The organism is Mycolicibacter minnesotensis, assembly GCF_010731755.1.
Classification (GTDB): domain Bacteria; phylum Actinomycetota; class Actinomycetes; order Mycobacteriales; family Mycobacteriaceae; genus Mycobacterium; species Mycobacterium minnesotense.
On the sequence record NZ_AP022589.1, the window covers coordinates 2,013,040 to 2,032,051 of the forward strand.

At 67.1% G+C, this 19,012-nt stretch carries 19 protein-coding genes; 13 read left to right on the forward strand and 6 right to left on the reverse strand.

Annotated features, from left to right (window positions below; all coding sequences use genetic code 11):
- Window positions 1–22 precede the first annotated feature (22 nt).
- Window positions 23–766: a glucose 1-dehydrogenase gene (locus G6N09_RS09340; protein ID WP_083027947.1), complete on the reverse strand. Its 744-nt coding sequence runs from the start codon at window positions 764–766 to the stop codon at window positions 23–25.
- Window positions 767–814: 48 nt separating this feature from the next.
- Here G6N09_RS09340 and G6N09_RS09345 point away from each other — a divergent pair, with 48 nt between their 5' ends.
- From G6N09_RS09345 to G6N09_RS09365, 5 genes are all read left to right on the forward strand, one after another.
- Entirely contained in the window at window positions 815–1,666 is an 852-nt protein-coding gene (locus tag G6N09_RS09345; RefSeq protein WP_083027946.1) for an alpha/beta hydrolase, read from the forward strand.
- 116 nt (window positions 1,667–1,782) lie between these two features.
- Entirely contained in the window at window positions 1,783–2,517 is a 735-nt protein-coding gene (locus G6N09_RS09350; protein WP_083027958.1) for a DUF2786 domain-containing protein, read from the forward strand.
- Window positions 2,514–3,023: a TIGR04338 family metallohydrolase gene (locus G6N09_RS09355; RefSeq protein ID WP_083027945.1), complete on the forward strand. Its 510-nt coding sequence runs from the start codon at window positions 2,514–2,516 to the stop codon at window positions 3,021–3,023. Before G6N09_RS09350 ends, G6N09_RS09355 begins: the two co-directional genes overlap by 4 nt.
- Window positions 3,024–3,082: 59 nt before the next feature.
- On the forward strand, window positions 3,083–4,681 hold the full coding sequence (locus G6N09_RS19975; protein WP_083027944.1) for a TNT domain-containing protein: 1,599 nt from the start codon (window positions 3,083–3,085) through the stop codon (window positions 4,679–4,681).
- A complete protein-coding gene (locus tag G6N09_RS09365; protein WP_165756616.1) occupies window positions 4,653–5,072 on the forward strand; it encodes an Imm63 family immunity protein in 420 nt (139 codons plus the stop codon). Before G6N09_RS19975 ends, G6N09_RS09365 begins: the two co-directional genes overlap by 29 nt.
- Window positions 5,073–5,173: 101 nt before the next feature.
- Here the strand turns inward: G6N09_RS09365 and mymT are convergent, their stop codons facing one another.
- On the reverse strand, window positions 5,174–5,323 hold the full coding sequence (gene mymT / locus G6N09_RS09370; RefSeq protein ID WP_083027942.1) for a copper-binding metallothionein MymT: 150 nt from the start codon (window positions 5,321–5,323) through the stop codon (window positions 5,174–5,176).
- 123 nt (window positions 5,324–5,446) lie between these two features.
- Between mymT and G6N09_RS09375 the strand changes: the two genes are divergently transcribed.
- On the forward strand, window positions 5,447–6,106 hold the full coding sequence (locus G6N09_RS09375) for an O-methyltransferase (RefSeq protein ID WP_083027941.1): 660 nt from the start codon (window positions 5,447–5,449) through the stop codon (window positions 6,104–6,106).
- Between the two features lie 128 nt (window positions 6,107–6,234).
- Window positions 6,235–6,678: an SPW repeat protein gene (locus G6N09_RS09380; protein ID WP_083027940.1), complete on the forward strand. Its 444-nt coding sequence runs from the start codon at window positions 6,235–6,237 to the stop codon at window positions 6,676–6,678.
- Window positions 6,679–6,733: 55 nt separating this feature from the next.
- Here G6N09_RS09380 and ilvD read toward each other — a convergent pair whose 3' ends face one another.
- Entirely contained in the window at window positions 6,734–8,458 is a 1,725-nt protein-coding gene (gene ilvD, locus G6N09_RS09385; protein ID WP_109559042.1) for a dihydroxy-acid dehydratase, read from the reverse strand.
- A gap of 74 nt (window positions 8,459–8,532) precedes the next feature.
- Between ilvD and G6N09_RS09390 the strand changes: the two genes are divergently transcribed.
- The 4 genes from G6N09_RS09390 to G6N09_RS09405 all read left to right on the forward strand — a co-directional run bounded on the left by G6N09_RS09390 (window position 8,533) and on the right by G6N09_RS09405 (window position 11,964).
- On the forward strand, window positions 8,533–9,102 hold the full coding sequence (locus G6N09_RS09390) for a DUF305 domain-containing protein (protein WP_083027957.1): 570 nt from the start codon (window positions 8,533–8,535) through the stop codon (window positions 9,100–9,102).
- Window positions 9,099–9,392, forward strand: a complete 294-nt coding sequence (ricR, locus tag G6N09_RS09395; protein WP_046189197.1) for a copper-sensing transcriptional repressor RicR — start codon at window positions 9,099–9,101, stop codon at window positions 9,390–9,392. Before G6N09_RS09390 ends, ricR begins: the two co-directional genes overlap by 4 nt.
- Window positions 9,393–9,471: 79 nt before the next feature.
- Window positions 9,472–10,683, forward strand: coding sequence for an MFS transporter (locus G6N09_RS09400; protein ID WP_083027938.1), 1,212 nt, complete (start codon window positions 9,472–9,474; stop codon window positions 10,681–10,683).
- A 162-nt stretch (window positions 10,684–10,845) separates the two neighbouring features.
- A complete protein-coding gene (locus tag G6N09_RS09405; RefSeq protein ID WP_163752741.1) occupies window positions 10,846–11,964 on the forward strand; it encodes a L,D-transpeptidase in 1,119 nt (372 codons plus the stop codon).
- 43 nt (window positions 11,965–12,007) lie between these two features.
- Here G6N09_RS09405 and G6N09_RS09410 read toward each other — a convergent pair whose 3' ends face one another.
- Window positions 12,008–13,993, reverse strand: a complete 1,986-nt coding sequence (locus tag G6N09_RS09410; RefSeq protein ID WP_083026395.1) for a M13 family metallopeptidase — start codon at window positions 13,991–13,993, stop codon at window positions 12,008–12,010.
- 51 nt (window positions 13,994–14,044) lie between these two features.
- On the opposite strand from G6N09_RS09410, the gene G6N09_RS09415 reads away from it, so the two are divergent.
- Window positions 14,045–14,749, forward strand: coding sequence for an Rv1363c family protein (locus tag G6N09_RS09415; RefSeq protein ID WP_083026397.1), 705 nt, complete (start codon window positions 14,045–14,047; stop codon window positions 14,747–14,749).
- Window positions 14,746–15,459: a hypothetical protein gene (locus G6N09_RS09420; RefSeq protein ID WP_083026400.1), complete on the forward strand. Its 714-nt coding sequence runs from the start codon at window positions 14,746–14,748 to the stop codon at window positions 15,457–15,459. The genes G6N09_RS09415 and G6N09_RS09420 overlap by 4 nt, the downstream gene beginning before the upstream one ends.
- Before the next feature lie 21 nt (window positions 15,460–15,480).
- Here G6N09_RS09420 and G6N09_RS09425 read toward each other — a convergent pair whose 3' ends face one another.
- A complete protein-coding gene (locus G6N09_RS09425) occupies window positions 15,481–15,975 on the reverse strand; it encodes a helix-turn-helix domain-containing protein (protein ID WP_083026402.1) in 495 nt (164 codons plus the stop codon).
- A complete protein-coding gene (locus tag G6N09_RS09430; RefSeq protein WP_083026404.1) occupies window positions 15,972–18,968 on the reverse strand; it encodes an MMPL family transporter in 2,997 nt (998 codons plus the stop codon). The genes G6N09_RS09425 and G6N09_RS09430 overlap by 4 nt, the downstream gene beginning before the upstream one ends.
- Window positions 18,969–19,012 lie beyond the last annotated feature (44 nt).

Genomic DNA, 19,012 nt, shown 5'->3' on the forward strand with positions numbered 1-19,012 from the left:
TCCCAGCTGCTAAAACGCGCAGCTAGCTGGTCTTGTGCGGGATACCTACGGACAAGCCTCCGTCGATCACCAGATCCGACCCGGTCATGTACGACGACTCGTCGGAGGCCAGGAAGACCACCGCGGTGGACACCTCCGCGGATTTGGCGCCCCGGCCCAGCGGAATCTGCAGGGAGTCGTCGGGGATCGCGATCGTCATCCGGGTGCGGATCAGCCCCGGCAAGACGCTGTTGATCCGGATGTTGTGGGGTGCGAGTTCCAGGGCGGCCGCCTTGGCGATCCCGCGCACACCCCACTTCGACGCGACGTAGCCGTAGAGACCGGCCGAGCCGCGCATTCCCTCCACCGAGGAGATGTTGATGATGGAGCCGCCGCCGGCGGCCTTCATCGGGGCGACGGCGGCGTGCATGCCCAACATGGTGCCGGTCAGATTGACGTCGAGAACCTGCTGCCAGGCGGCCAGGTCGAAGTTCTCCAGGGCGTTGTACTTGGCGATCCCGGCGTTGTTCACCAGGACGTTGAGGCTGCCGAAGGCATCGACAGCGGTCTGGGCGGCTGCCTGCCATTGGTCGGGCTGGGTGACGTCGAGAGCCACGAACCGGGCGGTGTCGGGGCCCAGCTCGTCGGCGAGCTTGGTGCCTTCGTCCTCCAGGACATCAGCGATCACGATCTTGGCGCCTTCGGCGGCCAGCGCCCGCGTGTGTGCAGCGCCCATGCCCCGTGCGCCCCCGCTGATCAGCGCAACTTTGCCTGCGACTCTTCCCATGGCTGGCGACGTTACCTGGGCAAGCAGGTTGCCCGTTAGGCTGCCCTGATGGCATCCCCTGGCTTTGGGACCCGAACGGAGCGAACCTTCGAGGGCGTACGCGGGGTGCCGATCGTCTACGACACCTGGACGCCGGAGACGCCACCGCGTGCGGTGGTGGTGCTCTCGCACGGTTTCGGCGAGCACGCACGCCGCTATGACCACGTCGCGGCGCGGTTCGGTGCCGCGGGCATGGTGACCTACGCCCTGGATCACCGCGGGCACGGGCGTTCGGGCGGCAAGCGTGTGCTGTGCCGGAAGATGGCGGACTACACCAGTGACTTCCACACGTTGGCCGATATCGCCGCGCGGGAGCATCCGGGCCTGCCGCTGGTGGTACTGGGCCACAGCATGGGCGGCGCGATCGTGTTCAGCTACGGCGTCGACCGCCCCGACGACTACCGGTTGATGGTGTTGTCGGGACCGGCGGTGGCCATGACCGATGTGGTGTCGCCTGGGCTGGCGTTCATCGCCAAGGTGGTGGGGGCCATCGCGCCGGGATTGCCGGTGGAGAAGCTCGACAGCGCGCTGGTCTCCCGCGACCCCGCGGTGGTGGCCGCCTACAACGAGGACCCACTGGTACACCACGGGCGAGTACCGGCCGGTGTGGCGCGCGCGCTGGTCAAAGTCAGTGAGACCATGCCGACGCGGGCGCAGGCGCTCACGGCGCCGCTGTTGGTGGTGCATGGCGCCGACGACGGGCTGGTGCCCGCCGAGGGCAGTACGCGCCTGGTCGAGTTCGTCGGTTCCGACGACGTGCGCTTGACCGTGTATCCCGGGCTCTACCACGAGGTCTTCAACGAGCCCGAGCGTGCGCAGGTGCTCGACGACGTGGTGGGCTGGATCGACGCACACCTGTGAGTCGCCGTCGGTGTGGTGTCGCCGCCGTCGGTTAGCGTGGCGGCCGTGAGCACCGACGACGACGAGGCAGAGCGCAGCGATGCGGAGGAGCGGCGGCCGTGAGCACCGACGACAAGATGTTGGCGCGGATCGCCGCCCTGTTGCGCCAGGCCGAGGGCACGGACAACGCCCACGAGGCGGATGCCTTCATGGCGGCGGCGCAACGGCTGGCCACCGCTACCTCCATCGACCTGGCAGTCGCGCGCGCGCACTCCGCCGCTCGGACGGCGGCTACCGCGCCCGTGCAGCGCACGATCACCATCGGAGAACCGGGTGCGCGGGGATTGCGTACCTACGTGCAGTTGTTTGTGGGGATCGCCGCGGCCAATGATGTGCGCTGCGATGTGGCGATGAACTCGACCTATGTCTACGCCTATGGCTTCGCCGAGGACATCGACGCCACCCATGCTCTTTATGCCAGCCTGGTCGTTCAGATGGTCCGAGCCTCAGATGCCTATGTCGCCACCGGTGCGCACCGTCCAACCCCAACCATCACCGCGCGGCTGAACTTCCACCTGGCCTTCGGCGCCCGAGTGGGCCAGCGGCTGGCCGAAGCCCGTGACGAGACTCGCCGTGCTGCCGAGAAGGATCGGAGCAGGCCGCCGGGTACTGCGATTGCGTTGCGCAACAAAGAGCTAGAGCTGCAGGACTTCTACCGCGGTACCTCCAAGGCGCGAGGTACCTGGCGGGCCAACCGGGCCTCGGCGGGCTATTCGTCCGCGGCGCGCCGAGCCGGAGACCGGGCGGGGCGCAGGGCCCGGCTGGGTGACAGTGCGGAGCTGTCGGTGGCACGGTCCGCGCTGGAGCGGTGAAAGTTCCCGCTTCAGAGCGCGACGCACAGCGCGCCAAGGTCTACTCCGCGGAGCTCTTTGTCCGCACCTTGTTCGACCGCGCTGCCGAAACCGGCAGACGCAGTGTCGAGTTCTTCGGCACCGAGCTGACTCTGCCGCCCGAGGCCCGCTTCGGTTCGGTAGACGCCGTCCGGCGCTACGTCGACGACGTCATGGCGCTGCCGACCGTGCATGCGCGGTGGCCGGTCGCGATGGAACTGACCGTGCGTGCCCGACGCGGGACCACCGCGGCGCACTACGAAAAGCTCGGTGCAGTAGGCGTTATCGCCGTACCGGATCAGCGCGGCGTGGACTGGGCGTTGCGAGAACTGGTGGTGCTGCATGAGATCGCGCACCACCTGTGTGACACTCGGCCGCCGCACGGCCCGGAGTTCGTCGCGACGTTCTGCGAACTGGCCGAACTGGTGATGGGCCCGGAGTTGGGATATGTGCTGCGGGTGGTGTTCGCCAAGGAGGGCGTGCGGTGACGTGCGCTCCGTCCCGGTGTCGGTCATCATCGGACGATGGCGAGTAGCGCGGACGAGCCGTGAGTCGTCCGAGCCTGCAGTATCTGCGGCTCGGTGAGCTTGTCGCTGCCGTGGGAGGTGACCCCTGGGCCGTTGATGACAGTGTGCAGGTCGGAAGCCCCACGCAGATCAACTTCCTGGCGCAGGCGTTTCATTCGGCGGCCGGCTCCTCGACCGCGGCTGAGGAGAACTTCCGCACGGCCCAACAGCACTTCGAGCAGTACAACCGCGAGAACGGTCAGCAGCCGATCAACAACGGCGCCGAAGTGCAACGAGTCAAAGAAGCCCTGCACGCCACCAACCAACAACTCGGCCAGATCGCGGCCGATCTGGAGACCATCGCCGCCGCGCTGGCCCAGGCCCGGCAGAGTTGCGGCGCGCAGATCGAAGCGCTCAATGCCAACCTGCAGGGCTACGACGAGTATCTGGCTGACTACAACACCCATTACCTGGGATACCAACTACACGGTGACGACGTCGACACTCTGATCGAAAAGTGCTGGGACGGTGCGATAGCCGACACACGGACGGTGCTGTCCAACGTTTCCCTGCTGCGCGGTGCCTATTCCAAGACGCTCCAGGCGGCGCTGACCAACCTGCAAGTCAAGAACGGCTATGTCCCCGATGTCCTGGTGCGCAGCTCCGATGCAAGCGAGACGCCGCCGACACCGTTGAACCCCGCGGACGTGGAGAGCTTCAGGGTCTTAGCCCGGGAGGTCCTGGCCAACGACGGTATTCCGCCGGATCAGATCGAAGCGCGCGTCACCGCGGCAGTGATGCAGGTCCAGCAGCCGCTAGCGCGCTACGGTGCCCCCGAAGCGCAGCGACAGGCGCCACTGGGGTTCGGCGATGCATTCGGGGACCGTTGGCGAGCAACCGAAAATGCCGTCAAGAACCTGCTCGGGCAGGGCGGACCAGGCGCCCCCGGTGTTCTGGAATCGTGGGGTGGCCTAGCCAAGGGGCTTGGCGACTCCTTCCTCAACCCGGTCGGTGCGGGTGTCGCCCAAGTCAAAGGCGCCCTGAACGCGCCCAGCCCGGCCTATTTCCTGGGCGAGAAGGCTTTCGACGTCAGTGCCGCCGCCGTGACGCTTCCCTTTGGGGCGGAGGGGGCGATAGTCCGCGCGGGACTGCCTGCCGAAGTGGTTGGGGAGGGCGGCGCCCCCGTGGCCCTGCTGCGGGACTGGCATCCCACGGGCGGTCTGTCTTGGCAAGAATTTGAGGCCAGCTTCGGGCGGCCTGAAACGCGGGTCTGGCCTGAAAACAGCGGCTTCCCGCCGGGCTACATTCCGCGGCCCACGCAATTGCCCGAAGGCACCATCATCGACAGGTTTGGATCGCCAAAGGGGCGCTATTTTGCACCCGACGGCGCCCTGTTCGTGGATAGGTCTCTGCCGCCCGAGTCGTTTGAAGCGAACTACAGCCGATACAGAATCACCGGCAATCCACTGCCGCCGGGCTGGCAAATCGTAGAAGGTCCGGTGGAGCCATTCTACGGGCAGACGCCATCACCAGGAGCCACGCAGTACATGATCGTTGGCCCAGATGGGATTACGGTTAATGCGAAAGAGCTAGTAGCTAGGGGAATCCTCGATGAATACGGACCGCCCCTGGGGCGATAAGTCCAGGGAACTTCAAGTAGGGATCGATCAGTTGTCGGCTGATCTGGGAGTCCGCACCATGCCAGTAGGCATGCGAACCAATGACGGGCTGAACGTCTTCGTCGACGAGAATGGCTACTATCACTTCACCTTTTACGAGCGTGGAGAACTCGGCTTTGATCGGGTAGGCAGTCTTGATGATCTGCTTTATTGGTACTGCGAAGACATCGTCACGAGTCAAGCTTCCAGGCTGGTAGGGGACCGCAAGGAGCGCTTTCAATACGAGTACGAAGTGCTCAGTGACTTCAGTGTGGCTTGGGCCAAAAGACGTGTCCGCGAACTTGCGGCCATGTTCCGCAATGGGCAGCCGCAGGACATTGCTCTCCTTCCGGACATCGGTGAACCCTTGTGACGGTTCTGTCGTAGGTTCTGCCGACGCCGTGGTGTAGACCAAGAGCAGGCGCCGGTGACGCACAACGGTCGAGGTTGTGCGTCACCGGCGCCGTCTTGTTGTCAGCTGGTGACGGCTACCAGTTCGTCGCCGCAGGTGCAGCGGTAGCTCACGTCCGCACCAGGGCAGTGGCACGCAGTCTCGACGCGCACGCGGCATCCACAGCCGCCGTGGCCGCACGTCAGCAGGGTTCCATCCTCGTAGTTGGCCATCGGTCACACCTTCCTTTGTGATCCCCGGCGAGCGCCGGAGTTCCCCGACTATATACCCCATAGGGGTATGGGGTAAAGGGAAATCGGGAGCCGGAATCGCGATCGCGGGCTAGCCTCGGTGAAGTGACAGAAAAGCCCACACCTCGTGATGTCGATGCCTTGCTGGACAACCTGCTGGCCGGCGACGACGCGGACCTGAGGGCGGCGCTGGCCGCCAGCGACGAGGCCGGGTTGCCGCCTATCGCGGTCTCGGCGCAGCAGGGCGCATTCCTGAACCTGCTGGCAGCCGCGACCGGTGCCCGCCGCATCCTGGAGATCGGCACGCTGGGCGGCTACAGCACCATTTGGCTGGCGCGTGCCGTCGGGCCTGCGGGCTCGGTGGTGACGCTGGAGTACGAGCCCAGGCACGCCGAGGTCGCCCGCGGCAATCTGGACCGAGCCGGCGTGGGTGATCGAGTGCAGATTCTGGTGGGTCCCGCGATGCAGACCCTGTCGGCGTTGACTGGCGAGCCGTTCGACCTGGTGTTTATCGACGCCGACAAGGAGAACAACGTCGGCTACCTGAATTGGGCCGTGCAGCTATGCCGTTCCGGTTCGGTGATCGTGGTGGACAACGTGATCCGCGAGGGCGCGATTCTGGAAGCGCGCTCCGAAGACGCGACGGCACGCGGCAGCCGGGACGTGTTGGAGCTGATGGGCAGCCACCCGCGATTACGGGCGGCCGCCCTGCAGACCGTCGGAGCCAAGGGCTGGGACGGCTTCGCTCTGGCCGTCGTCGACTAACAGCGGCCGACTGTCGGTTGGTGGCGAAAATTTCGTTGCTGGCAAACAGCGGTCGGGCGTAATCTTTCATCAGATGGATGGGTGCATCTGGCACCAAACCGCCTGTTGCATAACAGAAAGGTTACGAAATGAGTACAGTCCATTCATCAATCGAACACCACCCTGATCTGTTAGCTCTACGGGCGCGGTACGAGCGCACCGCCGAGTCGATGACTGCCCAGGGAACCTTCGGATTGACGCTGCTGGCGGCCGTCTACGGGGCGGTATCCCCGTGGATTGTCGGATTCGAGGCGACCACGAGGTTGGCCGTCAACAACCTGGTCGTGGGACTCTGCGTCGCATTCCTGGCGTGCGGGATGGCCGCGGCGCTCGACCGCATGCACGGGCTCGCGTGGACCCTGCCCATCTTCGGGGTGTGGTTCACCGCGTCGCCGTGGATCTTGATGCACGGCTCGCCGAGCCCCGAGATGATCTGGTCCAACGTGATCACCGGTGCGGTGCTGACGATCCTCGGCCTCAATGCCGCGTACTTCGGTATGCGGGCGCGCGGCGAGTCGGCCCGACACGCCTGACGAGCTTGCCGCGAGCAGTCCCCCGCAGGCGGGTGGGCCCACGGGCCGTGGTGGACTAGCCGCAGACGGCGCCCGTAGCGGCCGAACCCACCAGCTTGCGGTATTTGGCCAGCACGCCGGTGGTGTAGCGCGGCGGCGGCGGGGTGAAACCCTCGGCTCTGGCGGCGAATTCATCCGGATCCGCCACCACGTCCAGGGTTGCGTTAGCCACGTCGAGGCGGATCTTGTCGCCGTCGCGCAGGAAAGCGACCGGTCCGCCGTCCACCGCCTCCGGGGCGATATGGCCGACGCACAGGCCGGTGGTGCCACCGGAGAACCGGCCGTCGGTCAACAGCAGGACGTCTTTGCCGAGGCCGGCGCCCTTGATAGCGCCAGTGATCGCGAGCATCTCGCGCATGCCGGGCCCGCCTTTGGGGCCCTCGTAGCGGATCACCACGGCGTCACCGGCCCGGATCGTGCCGTCTTCCAGGGCGTCGAGGGCCGCGCGCTCGCCGTCGAAAACCCGTGCGGTGCCCTCGAACACGTCAGTATCGAAGCCGGCGGACTTGACCACCGCGCCGTCCGGTGCGAGCGAGCCGCGCAGAATGGTGATACCGCCCGTCGGGTGGATCGGGTTGGTCAGCGCGTGCAGCACCTTGCCGTCGACGACCGGGGGATTGAGCTCAGCGATGTTCTCCGCCATCGTCTTTCCGGTGACGGTCAGGCAGTCGCCGTGCAGCAGGCCGGCTTCCAGCAACGTCTTCAACATGACCGGCACCCCGCCGATCTGGTCGATGTCGTACATGACGTGCGCTCCGAACGGCTTGACGTCCGCCAGGTGCGGCACCTTGGCGCCCACCCGGGAGAAGTCGGCCAGGGTCAGATCCACCTCGGCCTCGCGGGCGATCGCCAGCAGGTGAAGCACCGCGTTGGTCGACCCGCCGAACGCCATCACCACCGCGATCGCGTTCTCGAACGCCTCCTTGGTCAAGATGTCGCGCGCGGTGATCCCGCGGCGCAGCAACTCCACCACCGCCTGGCCGCTGGCGCGCGCATAGCCGTCGCGGCGCCGGTCGATCGCCGGCGGGGACGCGCTGCCCGGCAACGACATGCCCAGCGCCTCAGCCGCGCTAGCCATCGTGTTGGCTGTATACATGCCGCCGCAGGCGCCCTCGCCGGGACAGATCGACCGCTCAATGATGTCGACGTCCTCTTGGGACATCAGCCCGCGCGAACAGGCGCCGACCGCCTCGAACGCGTCGATGATCGTCACCTCACGCTCGGTGCCGTCGGACAGTTTCGCGTAGCCCGGCATGGTGGAACCGGCGTAGAGGAAGACCGAGGCCAGATCCAGGCGCGCCGCGGCCATCAGCATGCCGGGCAGCGACTTGTCGCAACCGGCCAGCAACACCGAGCCGTCGAGCCGCTCGGCGCACATCACCGTCTCGACGCTGTCGGCGATCACTTCACGCGACACCAGGGAGAAGTGCATGCCCTCATGGCCCATGGAGATGCCGTCGGACACCGAGATGGTGCCGAACTCCAGCGGATAACCGCTCGCCTCCAGCACGCCTTCCTTAGCGGCCTTGGCCAACCGGTCCAGCGAAAGATTGCAGGGTGTGATCTCGTTCCACGACGAGGCCACGCCGATCTGGGGCTTGGCGAAGTCGTCATCGCCCATGCCGACCGCGCGCAACATCCCGCGGGCAGCGGTCTTCTCCAGGCCGTCGGTGACGTCACGACTGCGCGGCTTGATGTCGACGGACGTCCCAGTGGCGTCGGTGCTCGGAGAATTCACCAGCTCAGTATGCCGGTAGGGCCGGACCCGGCAAAACGAATAAAATACCCCGCGGGGGTATGCGCTACAGTGTGCGCATGAGAACCGTCCTGACCGTCGTGGCCGCGGTGGTCGCCAGCGTCGTTGTGGGTGGATGCCACCGCGAGCCCACACCCGCGCCGGAGGCCCCGACGAGTTCAGTCGGGATGAGCGTCGGCAGTCCCGCGGATGTGACGTTTCTGGAAGACATGGTGATCCACCACCAGCAGGCCTTGGAGCTTGCAGCCCTGGTTCCCACCCAGAGTTCCGACCCGGCGCTGGTGGCGTTCGCCGACCAGAGCGCGGCCCAGCAGCGCACCGAGCTGCAGGGGTGTCAGGCGCAATTGCTGCAGTGGGAGTTGCCCCTTAGCCATGCCGGCCAGGACCCCGGGGACATCCCCGGAATGGTGGACAAGGCGATCCTGGATCGGCTGCGCGGTCTGCGCGGCGACGCATTCGACACGCTGTGGCTGCAGACGATGATCGCCCATCACCGTGCCGCGATCGCTATGGCGCAGAACGAAATCGAACACGGCGAGAGTCCCGAGGCGATCAGCATCGCGCAGACGCTGGTGCCGCTTCAACAATCCGAGATCAGCCAGATGAACCGACTGTTGGGGGCGCCATGACCACCGAAGCTCCGGGTTACTCCCCGCGTAAGGACAACTACGCCAAGCGGCTGCGCCGCATCGAGGGCCAGGTGCGCGGCATCGCGAAGATGATCGACGAGGACAAGTACTGCATCGATGTGCTCACTCAGATCAGTGCGGTCAACAGCGCGCTGCGGTCGGTCGCGCTGAACCTGCTGGACGAACACTTGGTGCACTGCGTCAGCGGGGCCGTCGCAGCCGGTGGCGAAGAGGCCGACGCGAAACTCACCGAAGCCTCCGCCGCGATCGCGCGGTTGGTCCGTTCCTGACCCCCTCGCCGTTACCATGTGATCCAGCAGTTACCGGGAGCGCAATGCGCCACGGACCACTGGACACTGCTCCCAATACATGACTGTGGAAACCGGAAGTACCCGATCGAGGCCGTGGACGCCGCAGACCACGGCTCGGTTGGCGATCCTGTCCGCGGCCGCCTTCATCTATGCCACCGCCGAAATCCTGCCGGTCGGCGCGCTGCCCGCGATCTCAGTGGGGCTGGGCGTCAGTGAGGCGCTGGTCGGAACCCTGCTGGCCTGGTACGCGGTGGTGGCAGCCGCCACGACGCTTCCGCTGGTGCGCTGGACCGCGTTCTGGCCGCGACGTCGGGTGCTGCTGCTCACCCTGGTCTGCCTGACCACCTCGCAGGTGATTTCGGCAATGGCGCCGAATTTCGCTGTGCTGGCGGCCGGCCGTGCGCTGTGCGCTGTCACGCACGGCCTGATGTGGTCCGTGCTGGCGCCTATCGCCACTCGGCTGGTGCCGCCCAGTCATTCCGGCCGGGCGACCACGGCGATCTACGTCGGTACCAGCCTTGCGCTGGTAGTCGGCATCCCGCTGACGTCGGCCATGAGCCTGCTCTGGGGTTGGCGACTGGCCGTGGTGGTGATCACCGTGGCGGCCGCGGCCGTCACACTGGCAGCCCGGCTCGCGCTACCGGCCCTGATCCTCAGTACCGATCAGCTGGCACTGGTAGGCAACCACCACCACCGCAACGGACGGTTGGTGGCGGTGAGCGCGCTGATGCTGATCGCGGTCACCGGGCACTTCATCTCGTACACGTTCATCGTGGTGATCATCGGCGACGTCGTCGGTGTTTCGGATGCTCGCCTGGCCTGGCTACTGGCCGCGTTCGGCGCGGCGGGCCTGATCGCGATGCCGCTGTTGGCGCGGACGGTCGACCATCGCCCGAAAATGGTCACCGGTGGATGCATGGCTGCGATGTCGGCCGCTTTCGTGGTGCTTGCCGCGCTGTCGATCGGCGGGCACCACAGCGCCGGGACGGGAGTCCTCGGGGCCGCCGCGCTCGTGTTGTGGGGGGCGATGGCGATGGCGGTGTCGCCGATGCTGCAGTCGGCGGCGATGCGTACCGCGCCCGACGACCCCGATGGCGCCTCGGGGCTGTATGTCACCGCCTTCCAGGTCGGTATCACCGGGGGCTCGCTGGCCGGCGGGCTGCTGTTCGAGCGGGCCGGAACCTCGGCGATGTTGACCGCTTCGGCGGTGTTGGTGGGTCTGGCCGCGCTGGGGATCGCGGCGAGCAAGCGGCTTTTTGTCGTTCCCTGACGGCTCTGGACCGGTAACGTTCGCCACTGCGCTGGCGGAGGAAAGCACTGCTCAGAGCATTTCCTTGGGGCCATCCTCGGGGCATCTCGCCTGAGGTCGGAGTTAGCTGGAAGCTGCGCTGTGCGACACTGGAACCACATGTGTGACCGGGGAGGTATGTAGATGTCGGGATGGAAGCTCGTGCGGATCGGGGCGTGGTTCAGCACCGCCGCATTGGCCGCAGGGCTCACCTTCGGGTGTGGGTCGGCGCTGGCCGACCCGCCACAGCAGCCCGGTGACCCGGCTGTGGCGAATGCCGGACCGGTCGATCCGGCCGCGCCGCCGCCCGGGCCGGAGTTGCCGCCGCCCCCGCCTGAACTTCCGCCCCCGCCCCCCGCGGGTGAACCGGTTGGCTTCCCGCCACCGCCCGAACCTGCTCCGCCGGCACCGTTAGGTGCTCCCGAGGGCGTTCCCGCCGATCCGGCTGCGCAGGCCGTCCCGGTCGATCCAGCCGCCCCGGCGGAACCGGGCGCGGTTCCGGCGGTGGCCGCCGGTCCGGTTGTCGGGCAGAACCCGGAGCCGTTCACCGGTGCCCCGCCGTTCCTGCCGCCGACCTTCAACCCGGTCAACGGCTCGATGGTGGGTGTCGCCAAGCCGATCATCATCGACTTCCAGCGGCCCATCGCCGACAAGGCGATGGCCGAGCAGGCCATCCACATCTCGTCGAACCCGCCCGTGTCCGGCAAGTTCTACTGGATGACCCCGAGCCAGGTGCGGTGGCGTCCGCTGAACTTCTGGCCCGCCCACACCGTCGTCAACATCGACGCCGCCGGCACCAAGTCGGGTTTCCGGGTCGGCGACTCGCTGGTGGCCACCGCCGACGACAAGACGCATCAGATGACGATCACCCGTGACGGCAAGGTGGAGAAGACCTTCCCGATGTCGATGGGCATGAGCGCGGGTGGTCACGAGACCCCCAACGGCACTTACTACGTGCTGGAGAAGTTCCCCACGGTGGTGATGGATTCGTCCACCTATGGGGTTCCGGTGAACTCCAGTTGGGGTTACAAGCTCACCGTGCAGGACGCGGTCCGGATCGACAACAGCGGCGGATTCGTGCACAGCGCGCCGTGGTCGGTCGCTGATCAGGGCAAGCGCAATGTCAGTCATGGCTGCATCAACCTGAGCCCGGCCAACGCCAAGTGGTTCTACGAGAACTTCGGCAGCGGCGACCCCGTGGTGGTGAAGAACTCCGTGGGCTCCTACACCAAGAACGACGGGTCGCAGGACTGGCAGCTGTAGGGCAGACCGCCCAACCCTCAACCGCGCAGTAGAACGGCCGCGCTCAGTTCCAGATTCGGACCCGCGAAGCGGGCTCCAGGTAGAGAGCGTCGTTGGGGGTGACCGCGAAGGCGTCGTAGAACGCGTCCATGTTGCGGACCACCCCGTTGCACCGGAACTCCGGCGGTGAGTGCGGGTCTACGGCCAGGCGGCGGATCGCCTCGGCGTCGCGGGACTTGGTGCGCCACACCTGCGCCCAGCCGAAGAAGACCCGCTGGGTGCCGGTCAGACCTTCGATCACCGGTGCCTCGGCGCCGGCCAGCGACAGCTGGTAGGCGAGCAGCGCAATGGAAAGACCCCCCAGATCGCCGATGTTCTCCCCGACGGTGAACGCGCCGTTGACGTGTCGGTCGGCGTCGAGCTGACGCGGGACGTAGGTCTCATACTGGGCGATCAACGCGCTGGTGCGGGAGCCGAACTCGGTGCGGTCGGCGTCGGTCCACCAGTCGATCAGGTTGCCGTCGCCGTCGTACTTGGCTCCCTGGTCGTCGAAACCGTGGCCGATCTCGTGGCCGATCACCGCACCGATTCCGCCGTAATTGGCCGCGTCATCGGCCTCGGCGTCGAAGAACGGTGGCTGCAGGATCGCCGCGGGAAAGACGATCTCGTTCATCCCGGGGTTGTAGTAGGCATTGACGGTCTGCGGCGTCATGAACCATTCGTCGCGGTCCACCGGCCGGCCCAGCTTGGCCAGTTCCCGGTCGTAGTTGACCGCGTAGCCGCGGAGGTAGTTGCCGTACAGATCAGTGCGGTCGGTGGCCAGCACTGAGTAGTCCCGCCAGCTGGCGGGGTAGCCCACCTTGGCGGTGAATTTGTCCAGCTTGGCCAGCGCGCGTTCCCGGGTGGCCGGGGTCATCCAGTCCAAATTGGTGATGCTCACCCGGTACGCCTCGCGTAGGTTGCCGACCAGCTCGTCGACTCGCGCCTTGGCGTCGGGCGGAAAATGCCGCTCCACGTAGAGCTTTCCGACGGCATCGCCCAACAGCGATTCCACCACCGAAACGCCGCGCTTCCAGCGGTCCCGGATCTGTTCGGTGCCCGACAGGCGGCGCCCGTAGAAGGCGAAGTCCTCGGCGATCAACTCCTCGGTCAACAGACCGGCGCGGGCATGAATCAGCCGCCACCGCGCCCAGTCCTGCCACTCGGCGAAGTCCGCGCCTTCCCACAGTGCGGCGAAGGAGTTCAGGAAGTCGGGCTGGCGCACCACCAATTCGTCGGCGGTATCGGGCCGCACGCCCAGCGCGCTCACCCAGCCGGCCCAGTCGAAGCCGGGCGCCTCGGCGGGCAGACCTGCCAAGGTGCGCAGGTTGTAGGTCAGATCGGCATCGCGGCGTTTCACCACATCCCAGTGCGCAGCCGCCAACCTGGTCTCCAGCGTCACGATGCGCTCGGCGGTACCGGCGTACTCGCCCGGGTCCCCGCCGTAGACCAGCGCGAACATCGCCGCGATGTGGCCGGGGTAGGCGGCCAGGATCTCTGCGTGCTGTTCGTCGCGGTAGTAGGACTCGTCCGGCAGCCCGATGCCGGACTGGCTCAGGTGCAGCAGGTAACGACTCGAGTCCTTCGAGTCGGTGTCGACATAAAGGCCCACGCCCCCGCCGACGCCGGTGCGCTGAACCGCTCCCAGCACCGCCGCCAGGGCCACGCGGTCGCCGGCGTCGTCGATCGCCGCCAACTCCCGGCGTAACGGCTGCACTCCGCGTTCGCGCACGGTCTGCTCGTCCATAAAGCTGGCGTAGAGGTCGCCGATCCGGCGTTCATCGGTGCCGGCGGCAGAGTGGCTGGCGGCGGCCTCGGTGATGAGGTCACGGACCTCGATCTCGGCCCGGTCGAACAAAGTGCGGAAGGCGCCATCGGTGGCCCGGTCCGGTGGCATCTGGTAATCGTCGAGCCAGCGGCCGTTGACGTGACCGAACAGATCGTCCTGCGGACGAACCGCACTGTCCACGTGGGTGAGATCGACGCCGGAACGGGTGGCTGGTGAGGTCACCAGCCCATCCTTCCACGACGGATGCCGCAGCTCTCCTGTAGCGTCACCGCCATGGCTGACGAGGAGCAACCGGACGTCTCCACCGAGGTGGAGGACGCAATCATCGATCCCGGTGCCGCCACTGTAGAAAGCGTCAAGGACCAGGACGCTACCCCCAAACCCAAAGCGAAGACGGCCAAGAAGAGCGTCGGCGGCAAGCCGGCCGCGGCAGCCCCGGGCAGTGGCCTCTCCGGCTACGGATGGGGCTCGGTGGTGCTGGGCCTGGTCGCCGTGGCGGCGTTGATTTTCAGTGGGTACACCTGGGAGCTCCACCACAAAGACACCAAGGAGCGCGAACACCGCAGCCAAGTGCTGCAGACCGCCGCCAGCTGGACCAGTGTGCTGATCAACTTGAACGCCGAGAACGTCGAGAAGGGCATGGCGCGACTGCGCGACAAGACGGTGGGCGAGCTCAACGGCGAGTTCGACGCGGCCCTGGCGCCCTACCGCGATGTTGTTCAGCGGATCCAGTCGCGCAGCAGCGGCCGGATCGAAGCGGTCGCCATCGAGCTGGAGCACCACGATCTCGACGAATCCGCCGGAGTGGGCAATGACAAGCCGTCGAGCCCAGGCCGCACCGACCCGGTGATGGTGATCGCCACTTCGATCGCCGAGAACGTGGGCGGCAGGCCGCAGACCGTGCACTGGGCGTTGCACCTCGACGTCACCGCCGTCGGCGATGACCTGATGATCTCCCGATTGAGGTCCATTCGATGAGCAAGGTGGATGCCCTGAAAGCCCAGACGCCGTGGCGGGTCGCGGCCATCGATGTCGCCGCGCCGCTGGCCGCGATCGGTGGCCTGCTGCTGGTGGGCCCCACCCTGGGCTGGCCGGTGTGGTACGTGTCGTTGTGCTCGGTGCTGGCGCTGCTGATCGTCGAGGGCATGGTGGTCAACTTCGTGTTGCTGCGCCGCGACAAGGTCACGATCGGCACCGACGATGAACGGCCCGGTCTGCGCTTCGGGGTTGTCGCTTTGGCCGCTGCGGCGCTGGTCGCCGCCGCGGTACTGGGCTACCTGCGCTGGACGGTGCCGGATCGCGAGCTGGAGGCCGACTCCTATGAGGTGGTCAAGGTAGCGGTCGGCATGGCCGAAGCCGCCGCCACGGTCTCGCCGGCCGACCCCGACACGTCCATCGACAAGGCCGCGTCCTACATGGTTCCCGATCGGATCCCCGCGTTTCGGGAGAGCATCGGCCGGACCGCCAGCGACATGGCTAACCGCAACATCTCGGTCGAGGCGGACACGCTCAGTGCCGGTGTCGAGGCGCTCGGGCCGTCGGCTGCGCGGGTCGCCGTGGTGATGCGCAGCGTCCAGACGGTGGCCAACCAACAGGTCAAGCAGTCGGTGGTCCCCGTCCGGGTCACGCTGACCAAGCGAGGCGACCAATGGCTGGTTCTGGAGATGTCACCGATTCACGCTCGCTGACCCGACAGCGACAGCCCGGCGTCAGACGACGTCGGGCGTGTCGCGGGTATGCAGTTTGACGAAGCGGTCCGAGAGTCGACGCATCCGGACCATCAGCGACGCCGGCGGACTGACCGCGGCGCTGAGGTATTCACCGAGCGTGTCGGCCGGAACCCCGATCCGTGAGGCGAACTCCTGCTGGCTCAGGCCGGACCGCTCGATGAGCACCCGCATGTGCCGCGCCACTTCCGCGCGTTCGTTGGCTTCCAGATGTGCGCGAGCGCGGGTCAAGACCTCCGCGAGCGCCTTGGAGATGCCGAAGGACGGGGTGCCGTCCAGCACCTCTTCGACCTGGCGGGCAGTGCGACCATAGGGGTCGCGCTTAAGCGCGACCACGATGAGCTGCCAGGTGCCGATGTCGCCGCTCTGCAACGCAGAACGGATCGCCGAGGTGGGCCAGAACTCGACCGGCCGGTCGGTGTCGCCGGCAGGCTGCCGGGGCAGCGACCCACGACGTCGGTCCGCGGCCAACGTCACCTCGCCTCCTCCAGCATCGCTACGGCAACTGCCAGGCAGCGCCCTTGAACCTCTTCCCAGTCCGTGCCCGCCTCCGGAGCGTCCTCGCCGGAAGCGTAGTCGCCGCGTGCGGTGGGTTCCGGATCGGCGAGCCGACAGGCCAGCTGGCTGGCCATCCATCGTCCGTCGGCTGGTTGACCAGAGTAATACCTGTCGATCTCGGCGAGTGCCTCAGCGACGGTTTTGGGGCCGAGTGCGCCGGCAAGCTCGGCGAGCCCCGAGTAGTCTCGGGGGCCATTGCGCGCCAGCACCAGGTAGCCCGCCAGCCGCAGGGTTTCGGCGCCGGTGGGGATCTGGAGCCGATCGCCGGTGGGCAGCTGGACGGCGGCGGTCTCCATGGGCCGGCTCCGGGTCAACGCCGGGCCTTCCAGCCCGATCTCGTTGGCCGCCCACGTTTCGGTCTCCAACGCGTCCAGCGCCACTGCGAGCCGGCGCCGCCACACCGTGACCGGGTGCACCGGCCGCACCATGCGCGGTTGAGCCCGGTCTGCGCCGGTGCGGGACTGCCAGCCGCCAGTCAGCCTGGCCAGCGCTTGGCTTACTGCTCTGCCGCCTGCCGGCGATGACCCGGCCGACCCAGAGCTGACCGGAACCGCTTCGATCTTGCTCGTCGCGAGGTCGGTCACTCCGCAGCCGCGCAGCGCCAACGGATCGCTGACACAGACCGCGTCGGGAACCAGGCCTTTGAGCCGGGCCGCGGACTTGACCACCACGCGAAGGTCGGCGCTGGGGGTGATCAGGGCGGAGATGTCGTCGGGGATCACCACGACATCGCCGAGATCCACCGTGGGCAGCGGCTTCTCGAAGTCCACCGACGGCAGGATCCGGGCCAGCCACCCCGGCAGCCACCAATTCCACTCGGCGAACATCGCCATCAGGGCCGGAACCAGCACCAACCGCACCACGGTGGCGTCCACCGCGATCGCCACCGCGCAAGCCACACCCAGCTCGGCGACCAGCGGCATCCCCGCGAACGCGAAGCCGATGAAGACCGCGATCATGATCAGGGCGGCGCTGGTGATGGTCCGGGCGCTGGTGCTCACCCCATACGCGACGGCGTCGTGGGTGTTTCCGGTCTGCAGGAAGCGTTCCCGGATGCGGGTCAGCAGGAAGATCTCGTAGTCCATCGACAAGCCGAACGTCATTGCCAGGACCAGCGGCGGAATGAACGTGTCGATAGAGCCGGTCGCCGCGAAACCGAGTCTTTCCAGCCAGCCCCACTGGAACACCATGACCAGGCTTCCGTAGGCAGCCGCCACCGACAGCACCGTCATCACGACGCCCTTGAGCGCCAGGAACACCGACTGGATGGAGACCAGCAACATCAGGAAGGCGATCAACGCCACGAACACGAACACCATCGGTTCGGCCGCTGAGACGCGGTCGTCGAAGTCCTTGATCAACGCGGTCGGTCCGCCGACGTCTACCTGCACCGCCGGCGAACCGGCCGCCGCGGGCAGGTGTTCGCGCATCCAGTCGACGGTGTCTCGGGCTGCCATGTCCTCGGGATCGACCGACAGCACCGCGGACAGCAGGCCGCTGCTGTTGTCATTGCCGAATACCGGCTGCGACACCGATGCGATGTTGGGGGCCTGCGCCATCTCCTGGCGGACGGCGGCGAACGTCGCGGCGTGGGCGGGCGCTGAGGCATCCGCGCCCGGGATGGTCACCAACACCCGGATCGGTCCCAGCGCGCCCGGGCCCAGGGCCTGAGCCGCCGCGGCCACCCCGCCGCGGAGCTCATGGGAAGAGTCGAACTGGCGAAGCATGCTGTTGCCCAGCGACAACGACAGCGCCGGTGCCGCCAGCGCCAACAGGAACCCCGCGGTCACCAGCGCTGACGCCCACGGGCGGCGCATGACCGATGCGGTCCAGCGGGTCCAGAACCGTGACTGGAGGGCTTGGGGTCCGCGCGTCCAGTGCAGCAGCGCTGAACGTTTGGCGACCGCCCGGCCGAACACCGCCAGCACCACCGGGGTGAGGCTGACCGAGGCCAGCACCGCGACCGAGACGGACAGGATCGCTCCGGTGGCCATCGAGACCAGCACCGGCGTATTGATCAGATAGATCCCGGTCAAAGAGGCCACGACGGTGAGACCGGACAGCACCACCGCCAGCCCGGACGTCGCCATCGCGGCATCGACGGCTTCCTCCGGTTGGCGGCCGGCCCGCAGCTCTTCGCGGTAGCGCATCAGAATGAACAGGGAGTAGTCGATCGCCAGGGCGATGCCGAACATCGAGACCGTCGAGGTGACGAACACCGACATCGCGGTGAACATCGACAGCAGATAGACCAGGCCCATGGTGACGATCACGGTGCCGATGCCCAGCGCCAGCGGGATGGCGGCCGCGGCCAGTGAGCCGAACACCGCCAACAACACGATCAGCACGATCGGCAGGTTCCAGCGCTCGGCGGCACCGATGTCCTGTTTGGTTTTCGCCGACGCGGCGGCGCCGAGCGCGCCCTGCCCGATTACGTAGAGGTTCACCGAACCGTTCTCGATCCGGCCCGGATGCTCGCCTTCCACGCCCAGCTTGGCGCGCAACTTCTTGGCGACGTCAACGGCGCCGGTGTTGTTGAAGTCCACCCGCAGGGACACGACGTAGGGCCGGTCCGGTCGGGGCGGCGGCTGCGTCGAATCGGGCAGCACCGTCACGCTGGCAACCTCGCCGGCAGCCTGCTGGAGCAGCGCGACCGCGTCCTTCATGTCGCGGTAGGTGGCGTCGGCGCGGGGCGCGGCCACCAGAGCCAGCGGTGAGGCCCCCTGCTCCGGGAAGTGGTCCTCGAGCTGATACTGGACGTGAAGTGACTGCGATCCTTGGACCTCGAAGCCACCGCCGGTCAGGTGTCCGGACTGGGTGCCGGCCAGGTACAGCGAGGGAATGACAGCCAGTAGCCACCCTGTGAAGACCACCCAGCGGAATCTGCGCAGGTTGCTGCTGAAGCGCATCATGAACTGCTGGATTTCTTCTCTCCGCTCTCGCCCGCACCCGTGCG